Genomic DNA, 12,441 nt, shown 5'->3' with positions numbered 1-12,441 from the left:
TCAGTCCGCCTCCTGGGCGCCGGTAAAGGGATTGACGCCGGTGGCCGCAATAGCGGCCCATGCCGTGGCGCCCAGATGAGGCAGGTGGTAGTAGAAGAAATCGTTGCGCGGCGAGTCCGGACCGATGGCCAGCCCGGTGCTGATTTGCGCCTGCGGCGTCGCGAAGAGCCAACCATGGCCGGCCTGCAACGCCAGCAATACCGACCACAAGGGCTGGGCCCGGTCGGGCAGACCACTCAGACGTGCCACCGCCGCGGCCTGGGCGGTGCCCTCGGTCCAGACGCCATCGGGGTTGCGGTTGAAGCCGTAACCGTCGGCGAAACGGTGGCTTTGATCGACAAAGGCAAACACCCGCTGCCAGTCCCGCGGCGGATCGGGAACCGCCAGCAGCGGCCAGAGCTGCGCGTCCAGCCCCGAGCGCAGGCGATCCGACGTTCGCCCATCCTCGCCGGTACCAATCAGAAAGCGCCCCTCACGGTCATCCCACTGGCTTTGCACGAAACCCAGGGCAACCTGCGCCTGGAGCCGCGCATCCGGGTCCGCCGTCAGGCGGTCGAGCGCGATCCAGGCGGCAACCAGGTCAATATTGTGCTCGGTGGACTTCCAGCCTTGCCGGACCTGCTGGTTGAGGTAGCCATAGACGCCGCCGCTGAAGCCCGGGGGTACCTGGGTGTCGTAGGTGTTCTGCTGGACCCAGTGCAGCACCCGCTGGGCCGCGGCAAGATAAGACGGTTCGGCGGTCTGGCGGAAAGCCTCGAGCAGCGCAAGCGCCCCCCAGGCCTGATTGCCGGTGGCACTGCTGACCTGGTAGGCATCCTGGCTCCAGGCATTGCGCTCAGTACTCCAATACCCCGCCAACGCTATGGCCTGGCCCTTGATCGGACCGGCCGCATAGGCATTACGCAAGCGCCCGTCGGCGTACTCGGGGTCATGTTCCACGGCTAACGCCAGGGCATCGGCCAGCCGGCGAGCGGACTGCGCCTTGCCACAGGCGAACAGGGCGATGCTGGCCAGGGCGTTGTCATAGGTGAAGGCCACCCCGCGCAGCGCCAGTATTGCCGGAGGCTGTCCATCCAGGGCCGGATAGCTGGTCAGCAGCACCGGACCGGTACCGGGATAGGCCTGTGTCGCCTGATCCAATGCGCCACAGGTGTCCGCCGCCAGTTGCCCCCGGGCTGGCACCGCCCAGGCCAGTTGCCCGAGCCCCAGCAACCACGCGCCGACCAGCCAGGCCACGCCGCGCCAGCGGCTCATTTCCCCACGACCTCGGCGGAAGCCCAGAGTCCGGGCTTGCACACCATGCTTCGTTGCCTGTCACTGAGATTCGCGGCAAAGGTGGCGACCACATACACGGAGTTCTGCTCGGCGTAGGGGAAAGGCACGCTGTAGGTTCCCGGCTGCAGGTCGGATGAGTGGGACAGCAGTTGCTCGACCTTGGCCGTCAGCGGCTCCTCCAGCCCGCGAATACTCACCTTCAGCACCGTGTCACGATCGATTTTGCTCGCCACCCGCTCGGGAAAGACCGCGATGACGTAGCTCTCCCCACAATTGGTCGCGCGCACCAGGGTCGAGCCGGCGCGCACCAGCGTACCTTGGGGCGCCACCACCTCCTGGACCGTCCCGGCGGAATAGGCCACCACGTCATAGCCGGACATCAGTTTGATCCGGCTGTTTTCCGCCTCGATCAAGCCGTCGAGCTTTTGCAGCTCCTGCTCCACCGTGGAGCGGTTGCGCTCCTGGTTGTCCAGGCTCAGCTTCAAGGTGACCAGATGCGAGCTGAGGTCGAACATGCGCAACTGGTCAGGGTCCAGGTAGACCTGCTGGTTGGCCGCGCTCAGATCACCATTGCTGATACCCAACTGTGACCTGACGCTCTCCGCGGCGCCCTGCAACGAGGCCAACTGGGCTTTCGACGAGTCGACCAAGGCATTACTGACCGCTCCCTGGCGGAACAACTCGAGATTGCGCTCCACCGTATCCTGAGCTTCTTTCAAGCGCGCGCTGGCGGCGTAATTTTCGGCCCGCAGGGCTTTCTGGCCGAACAGCTGGCGGGTATGGAAAGCCGCCTGGTATTGCTGGCTGATTTTCTCCAGCGCCTGGTAGTACTGCTGGTCATGTTCGAACTGGCTGAGGGAAGACGACAACTCCTGCTCCAGGCTCAAGCGCCGGGTTTGCAAGGTCAGCAAGGTGTCTTGATTGGCCCGGGGGTTTTCCACCACGGCCAGTTGCTGTCCCTCGACAAAGGAGGTGCCCGACTTGATGCTGAGGGAACTCACCACGCCATCGATGGGTGTGGTCAGCAAAATCACCGGGGCATTGAGGATGGCCCGCGTGGCCGACGTCGATAACAACGGCATGAACAAGGTCGACAACAACAGCCACAGGATAAAGACCAGGATGCCCACACCCACCAGTCGGGGTAGCAGGGACAATGGAAAGTGCCTTGTGCGCTCTTCGGTCATGTCAGGTTCTCCCGATAGGACATGAAGACATTCATTCTCAACAAGCAGCCAGTAGCCGCACGTTATCGTGAAAGGCATAAAGCAGGTGTTACCAGCAAAGATGTCCCATCATCAGGCCACTACTTGATCTGCCTGATTTAGTTGGTTTCTTAGTGTTGTGAGCAGGAATGATATTCCTGTCTTTTTGGAAGTTGGCATCCGCTCATAGTGACCACTTATCCACTACTTATGTTGCCTGTTTATGACCGAAAGGAACCTGGCGACTTCCACCCTTGCCTGATGGCTAAACGCAGGCATTTTGATAGCTATCCCTTGGAATAGTTTGGGCGTTGTCAGTGGCGACACTAAGTTCAGTTTTTCCCAGTGTCAAGCGCCCGAACATCGGAAACTTGATGACGCCAATTATGTAGCACCCCGTAAATGGGATCCATTAAATGGACGACCCCCACCCGATGATCAGCAACCAATTATTTTCTCTAGTATTTTAATTGCCTGGAAAAACAAAATGAAAAACACCTCTATATTGATATGATTTCAGCAAAACAACCTACCAGATGAAAGCGATATAACAACACCGCCCCGCTCAAAGCATCGAAACAACACCTGTTATAAATCCGTCACTCAGGCCCCAATGAAAACGCCCCGACAAGTCGGGGCGTTTTGATGTGCAGCTATTGCTTAGCGCGGGAACGCAGGCGGGTTGACCCCGGCCATGTCTTCCATCACGCGAACCACCTGGCAGCTGTAACCGAATTCGTTGTCGTACCAGACGTACAGGACAACACGGTTATCGTTGCAGATGGTCGCTTCAGCGTCGACCACACCGGCGTGGCGCGAACCGACGAAGTCGGTGGAGACCACTTCCTGGGAATTGACGAAATCGATCTGCTTGTGCAGATCCGAGTGCAGCGCCATATAGCGCAGGTACTCGTTCATCTCTTCGCGAGTGGTGGCTTTCTCAAGGTTCAGGTTGAGAATGGCCATCGATACGTTTGGCGTCGGCACACGGATCGCGTTACCGGTCAATTTGCCGGCCAGTTCAGGCAAGGCCTTGGCGGCAGCGGTGGCGGCACCGGTCTCGGTGATCACCATGTTCAGCGCGGCGCTACGGCCACGGCGATCGCCCTTGTGGAAGTTGTCGATCAGGTTCTGGTCGTTGGTGTACGAGTGAACCGTTTCAACGTGACCGTTGACGATGCCGAACTTGTCGTTGACGGCCTTGAGCACCGGCACGATGGCGTTGGTGGTGCAGGACGCCGCGGAAACGATCTTGTCGTCGGCGGTGATTTCGCCATGGTTGATGCCATGCACGATGTTCTTCAGCTTGCCCTTGCCCGGTGCGGTCAGGACAACGCGGTCGATCCCCGGGCAGGCCAGGTGCTGGCCCAGGCCCTCGGCGTCACGCCATACACCGGTGTTGTCCACCAGCAGGGCGTTCTTGATGCCGTACTGGGTGTAGTCCACCTCGGTCGGGTTCTTCGCGTAGATGACCTGGATCAGGTTACCGTTGGCGGTGATGGTGTTGTTTTCTTCGTCAATGGTGATGGTGCCGTTGAAGGAACCGTGCACCGAGTCGCGACGCAACAGGCTGGCGCGCTTGGTCAGGTCGTTCTCGGCGCCCTTGCGCACCACGATGGCACGCAGACGCAGGCCGTCGCCGCCACCGGTTTTCTCGATCAGGATACGGGCCAGCAGGCGACCGATACGACCGAAACCGTACAGCACCACATCAGTGCCCTTGCGACCGCCAGCGCTTTGCTGGCCAACCACATCGGCCAGTTCTTCGCGAACGAACTGTTCGGCGCTACGGCCGTTGCCTTGCGTCTTGAATTTCACGGCCAGCTTGCCCAGGTCCACCGAAGCGGCACCCAGCTTGAGCTCGCTCATCGCCTTGAGCAGCGGGAAAGTCTCGTGGACGGACAGTTCGACATCATCACTCTGACGATGGCGAGCAAAGCGGTGAGCCTTGAGAATCGCGATGACAGACTGGTTGATCAGGCTGCGGCCATAGATCGAACTCACCACATTGTTATTGCGGTAGAGCTGACCGATAAGCGGGATCATCGCTTCTGCAAGCGCTTCACGATCAATCCACTCACCAAGACACTGGTCGGGCTTCTGAGTCACGGGAACCTTCCACATGTAGGGGCTGAAAAAAGGGGCTACATTATGCCGCCGAGTGGCCCTGCGAGCAATGCGCGCCTGTCGTGCATCCAGCAACAAAAACCCTTTTGAAAAAAACGCACCCCGCGCCAGCCCAGTAAATACGCGGCTTGCAGCAGGGCACAAAATGAGTGCTCATGGGCGACTTGTCCGTAACCCTCCAAAACATACGCCCGATACGGCACTACATAATGGGTCGAAAAGCGCTATTTTTTGTCTTAGCCACTACATTTCCCTCAATGCGTAATAGAAACAGTCTGCAACTGACAGGCGGCACCCGGGACCGTTACAATTACCGACTTTGTCGCAACGCTTGGAGCTCAACCTTCCGTGCCCGTTCTGCGTCTACCGCTTCTCCCTGCCGCGGCAGGTAAACAGCACTGGGGTAATCTCCCCGGTGCAGCCTTGAGCCTGGCCATTGCCGAGGCTGCCAGCGCTGCCAAGCGCTTCACCCTGCTGCTGACCGCCGACAGCCAAAGTGCCGAACGGCTCGAACAGGAGCTGAGTTTCTTCGCCCCGGACTTGCCGGTGCTGCATTTCCCGGACTGGGAAACCCTGCCCTACGATCTGTTTTCGCCGCACCAGGACATCATCTCCCAGCGCATTGCCAGCCTTTATCGGCTGCCGGAGCTGGTCCATGGCGTACTGGTGGTGCCGATCACCACCGCCCTGCACCGCCTGGCGCCGACCAAGTTCCTGCTGGGCAGCAGCCTGGTGCTGGATATCGGCCAGAAGCTCGATGTGGAGCAGATGCGTACGCGGCTGGAGGCCACCGGTTACCGTTGCGTCGACACGGTCTACGAGCATGGCGAGTTCGCCGTGCGCGGTGCCCTGATCGACCTGTTCCCGATGGGCAGCAAACTGCCGTACCGCATCGACCTGTTCGACGACGAGATCGAGACGCTGCGCACCTTCGACCCGGAAAACCAGCGCTCCATCGACAAGGTCGATTCGGTGCGCCTGCTGCCGGCCAAGGAGTTTCCACTGCAGAAAGAAGCGGTCACCCGCTTCAAGGCGCGCTTTCGCGAACGCTTCGATGTCGACTTCCGCCGTTGCCCGATCTTCCAGGACCTGAACAGCGGGATCACCCCCGCCGGTATCGAGTACTACCTGCCGCTGTTCTTCGAGGAAACCTCGACCCTGTTCGACTACCTGCCCCAGGACACCCAGGTGTTCTCCCTGCCGGGCATCGAGCAGGCGGCGGAAAACTTCTGGAACGATGTGCGCAACCGCTACGAGGAGCGTCGCGTCGACCCGACCCGACCACTGCTGCCACCGGCCGAGCTGTTCCTGCCGGTGGAAGACTGCTTCGCCCGCCTGAAAAGCTGGCCGCGGGTGGTCGCCAGCCAGCAGGACGTGGAAACCGGCATCGGCCGTGAACGCTTCGCCGCCCGTGAACTGCCGAACCTGGCGATCGAGGCCAAGGCCAACCAGCCGCTGGCGGCCCTCTCCGCGTTCCTCGACGAGTTCCCTGGTCGCGTGCTGTTCACCGCCGAATCCGCCGGGCGCCGGGAAGTCCTGCTGGAACTGCTCGAACGCCTGAAACTGCGGCCGAAGACCGTCGACAGTTGGCCGGACTTCGCCGCCGGCAAAGATCGCCTGGCAATCACCATCGCGCCGCTGGACGAAGGCCTGGTGCTGGACGATCCGGCCCTGGCGCTGATTGCCGAAAGCCCGTTGTTCGGCCAGCGCGTGATGCAGCGCCGGCGTCGGGAAAAACGCGCCGACGCCAACAACGACGCAGTGATCAAGAACCTCACCGAGCTGCGCGAAGGCGCACCGGTGGTGCATATCGACCACGGTGTCGGCCGCTACCTGGGCCTGGCGACCCTGGAGATCGACAACCAGGTCGCCGAGTTCCTCACCCTGGCCTACGCCGAGGGCGCCAAGCTCTATGTGCCGGTGGCCAACCTGCACCTGATCGCCCGCTACACCGGCAGCGACGACGCCCTCGCCCCGCTGCACCGGCTGGGCTCGGAAACCTGGCAGAAAGCCAAGCGCAAGGCCGCCGAACAGGTCCGTGACGTCGCCGCCGAACTGCTCGACATCTATGCCCGCCGCGCCGCCCGCGAAGGTTATGCGTTCGCCGACCCGAAAGCCGACTACGCCACCTTCAGCGCCGGCTTCCCGTTCGAGGAAACCCCGGACCAGCAGACCACCATCGACGCCGTGCGCGCCGATATGCTCGCGCCCAAGCCGATGGACCGCCTGGTCTGCGGCGACGTCGGCTTCGGCAAGACCGAAGTGGCCATGCGCGCGGCGTTTATCGCCGTGCACGGCGGCAAGCAGGTGGCGATCCTGGTGCCCACCACCCTGCTCGCCCAGCAGCACTACAACAGCTTCCGCGATCGCTTCGCCGACTGGCCGGTGAGCGTGGAAGTGATGAGCCGCTTCAAGTCCGCCAAGGAAGTGAACGCTGCGGTGGCCGACCTCGCCGAAGGCAAGATCGATATCGTCATCGGCACCCACAAGCTGCTGCAGGACGATGTGAAGATCAAGAACCTGGGCCTGGTGATCATCGACGAAGAACACCGTTTCGGCGTGCGCCAGAAAGAACAGCTCAAGGCCCTGCGCAGCGAAGTCGACATCCTCACCCTGACCGCCACGCCGATCCCGCGCACGCTGAACATGGCGGTATCGGGCATGCGCGACCTGTCGATCATCGCCACCCCGCCGGCGCGCCGGTTGTCGGTGCGCACCTTCGTCATGGAGCAGAACAAGAGCACGGTCAAGGAAGCCCTGCTGCGCGAATTGCTGCGCGGCGGCCAGGTCTACTACCTGCACAACGATGTGAAGACCATCGAGAAATGCGCCGCCGACCTCGCCGAACTGGTGCCGGAAGCACGCATCGGCATCGGCCACGGGCAGATGCGCGAACGCGATCTCGAACAGGTGATGAGCGACTTCTACCACAAGCGCTTCAACGTGCTGATCGCCTCGACCATCATCGAGACCGGCATCGACGTGCCGAGCGCCAACACCATTATCATCGAGCGTGCCGACAAGTTCGGCCTGGCCCAGTTGCACCAGCTACGCGGCCGGGTCGGACGCAGCCACCACCAGGCCTATGCCTACCTGCTGACCCCGGGTCGCCAGCAGATCACTTCCGACGCGGAAAAACGCCTGGAGGCCATCGCCAATACCCAGGACCTCGGGGCCGGCTTCGTGCTCGCCACCAATGACCTGGAAATCCGTGGCGCCGGCGAACTGCTGGGCGACGGTCAGAGCGGGCAGATCCAGGCGGTAGGCTTCACCCTGTACATGGAAATGCTCGAACGTGCGGTCAAGGCCATTCGCAAGGGCGAACAACCCAACCTCGACCAGCCCCTGGGCGGTGGTCCGGAAATCAACCTGCGCCTGCCGGCACTGATCCCCGAAGACTACCTGCCGGACGTGCATGCACGACTGATCCTCTACAAACGCATCGCCTCGGCGACCGACGAAGAGGGTCTCAAGGACCTGCAGGTGGAGATGATCGACCGTTTCGGCCTGTTGCCGGAACCGACCAAGAACCTGGTGCGCCTGACCCTGCTCAAACTGCAGGCCGAGCAGTTGGGTATCAAGAAGGTCGATGGCGGTCCGCAAGGTGGGCGCATCGAGTTCGCCGCGGACACCCCGGTCGATCCGCTGTCGCTGATCAAGTTGATCCAGGGCCAGCCCAACCGCTACAAGTTCGAAGGTGCCACCCTGTTCAAGTTCATGGTACCGATGGAACGTGCTGAAGAACGCTTTAATACACTGGAGGCGCTGTTCGAACGCCTCACCCCGAAAACTGCCTGAAGGACGCCGTATGCGCCTGATACCCTCGCTGGCCTTGTTGTTGGTCCTGATCGCCCCGGCGGCGTTGGCCGACGAGTTGTATCAGATCGAAATGATCCTGATCCGGCAGAACCTGGAGCAACCCTTCCAGAGCCAACCGGCGCCCGAGGATTGGGCCAAGGGGGCCAAGCCGGTCACCGCCGACCAGGAACGCACCCCCAGCCTCAATGACATGACCGCCAAACTGGGCGCCAGCGGCAACTACGAGGTGCTGCTGCACAAGGCCTGGCAACAGACCCTGGGCGACCAGCCGAGCCTGGTCTCGATCACCGAGGGCCAGGAACAGTTCGGTCAGTTCCCGGTGCAAGGCACACTGAGCCTGACCCTCAAGCGTTTCACCGACGTGCAGGCGCAGTTCTGGGTCAACCAGTTCGACAGCAACGGCGTGGTCAGTGCCAGCGAACGCCTGAACCAGACCAGCCAGACCAAGAACGGTCAGCTCAACTTCCTCGATGCCGGCCACCTCGCCCTGCTGCTCAAGGTGACCTCACTCGCCGCATCGAAACGCGAAGCGCCGTCACAGAATCTCGACCAGTGAACGTCCGATGCCCTCGTCCCTGACGCCCGCCCTGACCAAACCGCTCGCCGCGTCCTGGGTCAGTCGCTTCAAGGAACAGAGCCTCGAACGGGGCCGGCGCTACGCCCTGGAAAACCGCGTGAGGATCGTCCAGGCCGGCGACAGCACCATTACCGCCAGTTGCGAAGGCTCGGGCGGCAATACCTATCGCCAGACCATTCACCTGCGTGAGTCCGCCAAAGGCACGCTGCTGGTGGTCGACGCCACCTGTACCTGCCCGGTGCGCAGCTGCTGCAAGCACACCGCCGCGGTGTTGCTGCAGGTCCAGGAAACCCTGGCCTACCCGGCGGCGGAAAAAGACGCCCAATTGCTGGAAAAACTCCAGGCGGTACTGGATGCGCGCACGCCGTCACCCTTGCCACAACAGCAGATCGACGACCTGATGCCGGTGCCACGCCTGTGGCTGGCGAGCATCGAGTTCAGTGCCTTCGAGCCGCGCAACGGGCGGATGCAGCGCTATATCCAGCACCGCGCGGCCCTCTCCTTCGACTACCTGGGCGAGTACGTCAGCGGGCAGAAAAACGCCGATATCATCCTGCGCCAGGAACACCAGAGCCTGCGTATCAAGCGTCAGCTTGAAGCGGAAAAGGCCTGTCGCGAGCAATTGCGCCTGCTGGGGTTCAAGATCGCCACGCGCCAGAGCAAGGCATTGCCGGAAAGTGCCGGCGAGCTGTTCGAAATGGTCAATGACAGTGCCTGGCTGAATTTCACCCTCAACGAACTGCCGGGCCTGCGCGCCCAGGGCTGGGAATTGCAGATCGAGGAGGACTTCGGTTTCGACCTCAGCCCCGTGGAGGACTGGTACGCCACGGTCGACGAAGCCCCCGAACGCGACTGGTTCGACCTGGAGCTGGGGATCATCGTCAATGGCGAGCGCCTGAGCCTGCTGCCGATCCTGCTGAACCTGGTGCGCTCGCATACCGAACTGCTCAATCCCGAGCGCCTGGCCCGGCGCCGCGACGACGAACTGATCCTGGTGAATATCCCGGCCTCCCCCGCCGGCAACCACGGGCCGCTGCAAGTCGCCTTGCCCTATGGGCGCCTGCGGCCGGTGCTGAACACCCTGGGCGAGTTCTACCTGCAGGAGCCCGGTACCACCCGCCTGCGCCTGAGCCATGCCGATGCGACCCGGCTCAACCCGCTGGACGAGCTGTCGCTGCTCTGGGAAGGCGGCGAACAGATTCGTGGCTTCGCCCAGCGGTTGCGGGATATCCGCGACTACAGCGCGGCGCTTCCCGAAGGCCTCAACGCGACGCTGCGCCCTTACCAGCACGAAGGCCTGAGCTGGATGCAGTCGCTACGGCAACTGGAAGTCGGCGGCATTCTGGCCGATGACATGGGCCTGGGAAAAACCTTGCAGACCCTGGCCCACATTCTCAGCGAAAAGCAGGCCGGGCGCCTGGACCGTCCCTGCATGGTGGTGATGCCCACCAGCCTGATTCCCAACTGGCTGGACGAGGCGGCGCATTTCACCCCGCAGCTCAAGGTGCTGGCGCTGTACGGCGCCGGACGCAAGAAGCATTTCGAGCAATTGCAGGATTACGACCTGCTGCTCACCACCTATGCCCTGCTGCCCAAGGATATCGAGCTGCTCAAGGCCCAGCCGCTGCACGTGCTGGTACTCGACGAGGCGCAGTACATCAAGAACCCCGGCAGCAAGGCCGCCCAGGCCGCCCGCGAACTGGATGCGCGGCAACGCCTGTGCCTGAGCGGAACGCCGCTGGAAAACCACCTGGGCGAGCTCTGGTCGTTGTTTCACTTTTTGTTGCCGGGCTGGCTGGGGGACGTGAAAAGCTTCAATCGCGACTATCGAACTCCGATCGAAAAACACGCCAGTGAAGTCCGCCTGCAACACCTCAACGGCCGGATCAAGCCCTTCCTGCTGCGCCGCACCAAGGAACAGGTGGCCACCGAACTGCCCCCCAAGACCGAGATCATCCACTGGGTCGAACTCAACGAGGCCCAGCGCGATGTCTACGAGACCATGCGCCTGGCCATGGACAAGAAGGTCCGCGCCGAGATCACCCGCAAGGGCGTGGCCCGCAGCCAGATCATCATCCTCGAGGCGCTGCTCAAGCTGCGCCAGGTCTGCTGCGACCTGCGCCTGGTCAACGACGCGCCCCTGCCCGCGCGCGGCAGCGCCTCCGGCAAGCTCGACAGCCTGATGGAGATGCTCGAGGAGTTGTTCGATGAAGGGCGGCGGATCCTGTTGTTCTCGCAGTTCACCTCGATGCTGTCACTGATCGAGGTGGAGTTGCGTAAACGCGGGGTGGCCTATGCGCTGCTGACCGGGCAGACCCGTGACCGGCGCACGCCGGTCAAGGACTTCCAGAGCGGCAAGTTGCAGATTTTCCTGATCAGCCTCAAGGCCGGCGGCGTGGGGCTGAACCTCACCGAAGCCGACACGGTGATCCACTACGATCCGTGGTGGAACCCGGCCGCCGAACACCAGGCCACCGACCGCGCCTATCGGATTGGCCAGGAGAAGCCGGTGTTCGTCTACAAGATGATTGCCCGCGGCACGGTGGAAGAAAAGATCCAGCACCTGCAACGGGAAAAATCGGACCTGGCCGCCGGTGTGCTCGACGGCCGTCAGGCCGGCGACTGGCAGTTGCAGAACGACGATATCGAAGCCCTGTTCGCGCCGCTGCCGGACAAGAAAGCCGGTCGTTAACGGCCCGCCGCGAGCACCCGCGCCAGGGTCGACTTCACCTGGCCCATGCCGTCATGCAAGGCTTGCTCGATCTCGGCCATGGTGATCACCGCCGTCGACTTGCCCGCCGCCGGGTTCACCACCAATGCCAGGCAGGCATAGTCCAGTTCCAGCTCGCGGGCCAGTGCGGCTTCCGGCATGCCGGTCATGCCGACGATATCGCAGCCGTCGCGTTCCAGCCGGGCGATCTCGGCCACTGTCTCCAGCCGCGGCCCCTGGGTGCAGGCATAGACGCCATGACTACTATAGGCGCACCCCTCGGCCGCCAGCGCCGCAATCAGCTGTGCCCGCAGGCCTTCGCTGTAGGGATAGCTGAAATCGATATGGGTCACCTGCTCCAGATCATCGGCAAAATAGGTGTGCTGGCGACCGCTGGTGTAGTCGATCAACTGATGCGGCACACAGAAATGCCCGGTACCCATTGCCGCATGAATCCCGCCCACGGCGTTGACCGCCAGGATCGCCTCGGCTCCCGCCTGTTTCAGCGCCCAGAGGTTGGCCCGGTAGTTCACCTGATGCGGCGGAAAACGGTGCGGGTGCCCATGACGCGCCAGGAACAGCACCTCACGCCCGGCGTATTCACCGATCTGGATATCCGCCGAAGGGACGCCGTAGGGCGTATCCAGCGTCAACGACTGACGAATGCTCAAGCCTTCGAGCTGGGTCAGGCCCGTGCCGCCGATAATCGCGTAAACCGTCATGCGGGA

At 62.4% G+C, this 12,441-nt stretch carries 7 protein-coding genes; 3 read left to right on the top strand and 4 right to left on the bottom strand.

The window, feature by feature from the left end:
• The 3 genes from M5B42_RS01285 to M5B42_RS01275 all read right to left on the bottom strand — a co-directional run bounded on the left by M5B42_RS01285 (position 1) and on the right by M5B42_RS01275 (position 4,604).
• Positions 1-1,254 carry a hypothetical protein gene (locus M5B42_RS01285; RefSeq protein ID WP_248744809.1) on the bottom strand — a complete coding sequence of 418 codons (1,254 nt, stop codon included), beginning with the start codon at positions 1,252-1,254 and terminating at the stop codon, positions 1-3.
• The gene (locus M5B42_RS01280; RefSeq protein ID WP_248744808.1) at positions 1,251-2,462 is read right to left on the bottom strand and encodes a hypothetical protein; all 1,212 of its coding nucleotides are present in this window, start codon (positions 2,460-2,462) and stop codon (positions 1,251-1,253) included. The genes M5B42_RS01285 and M5B42_RS01280 overlap by 4 nt, the downstream gene beginning before the upstream one ends.
• 678 nt (positions 2,463-3,140) lie before the next feature.
• A complete protein-coding gene (locus M5B42_RS01275; protein WP_103496736.1) occupies positions 3,141-4,604 on the bottom strand; it encodes a glyceraldehyde-3-phosphate dehydrogenase in 1,464 nt (487 codons plus the stop codon).
• A gap of 351 nt (positions 4,605-4,955) precedes the next feature.
• Between M5B42_RS01275 and mfd the strand changes: the two genes are divergently transcribed.
• Genes mfd through M5B42_RS01260 form a run of 3 tightly spaced genes read left to right on the top strand, consistent with a single transcriptional unit; the run spans position 4,956 to position 11,695 of the window.
• Positions 4,956-8,405 carry a transcription-repair coupling factor gene (gene mfd / locus M5B42_RS01270; RefSeq protein ID WP_103496735.1) on the top strand — a complete coding sequence of 1,150 codons (3,450 nt, stop codon included), beginning with the start codon at positions 4,956-4,958 and terminating at the stop codon, positions 8,403-8,405.
• 10 nt (positions 8,406-8,415) lie between these two features.
• Entirely contained in the window at positions 8,416-8,982 is a 567-nt protein-coding gene (locus M5B42_RS01265; RefSeq protein WP_248744807.1) for a CsiV family protein, read from the top strand.
• Positions 8,983-9,001: 19 nt separating this feature from the next.
• A complete protein-coding gene (locus M5B42_RS01260; RefSeq protein WP_248745002.1) occupies positions 9,002-11,695 on the top strand; it encodes a DEAD/DEAH box helicase in 2,694 nt (897 codons plus the stop codon).
• Here M5B42_RS01260 and M5B42_RS01255 read toward each other — a convergent pair.
• Positions 11,692-12,435: an S-methyl-5'-thioinosine phosphorylase gene (locus M5B42_RS01255; RefSeq protein WP_248744806.1), complete on the bottom strand. Its 744-nt coding sequence runs from the start codon at positions 12,433-12,435 to the stop codon at positions 11,692-11,694. The two genes, M5B42_RS01260 and M5B42_RS01255, sit on opposite strands and share 4 nt — an antisense overlap.
• Positions 12,436-12,441 lie beyond the last annotated feature (6 nt).

It is taken from the genome of Pseudomonas sp. MWU12-2037 (assembly GCF_023242345.1).
Lineage (GTDB): Bacteria > Pseudomonadota > Gammaproteobacteria > Pseudomonadales > Pseudomonadaceae > Aquipseudomonas > Aquipseudomonas gingeri_D.
This window is presented reverse-complemented; position numbering and strand designations above follow the sequence as displayed.

What these genes read in the sequence shown, in the direction of transcription:
- M5B42_RS01285 (WP_248744809.1), bottom strand. Translation starts at nt 1,254, where the DNA reads ATGAGCCGCTGGCGCGGCGTGGCCTGGCTGGTCGGCGCGTGGTTGCTG.
- M5B42_RS01280 (WP_248744808.1), bottom strand. Translation starts at nt 2,462, where the DNA reads ATGACCGAAGAGCGCACAAGGCACTTTCCATTGTCCCTGCTACCCCGA.
- M5B42_RS01275 (WP_103496736.1), bottom strand. Translation starts at nt 4,604, where the DNA reads ATGTGGAAGGTTCCCGTGACTCAGAAGCCCGACCAGTGTCTTGGTGAG.
- M5B42_RS01265 (WP_248744807.1), top strand. Translation starts at nt 8,416, where the DNA reads ATGCGCCTGATACCCTCGCTGGCCTTGTTGTTGGTCCTGATCGCCCCG.
- M5B42_RS01255 (WP_248744806.1), bottom strand. Translation starts at nt 12,435, where the DNA reads ATGACGGTTTACGCGATTATCGGCGGCACGGGCCTGACCCAGCTCGAA.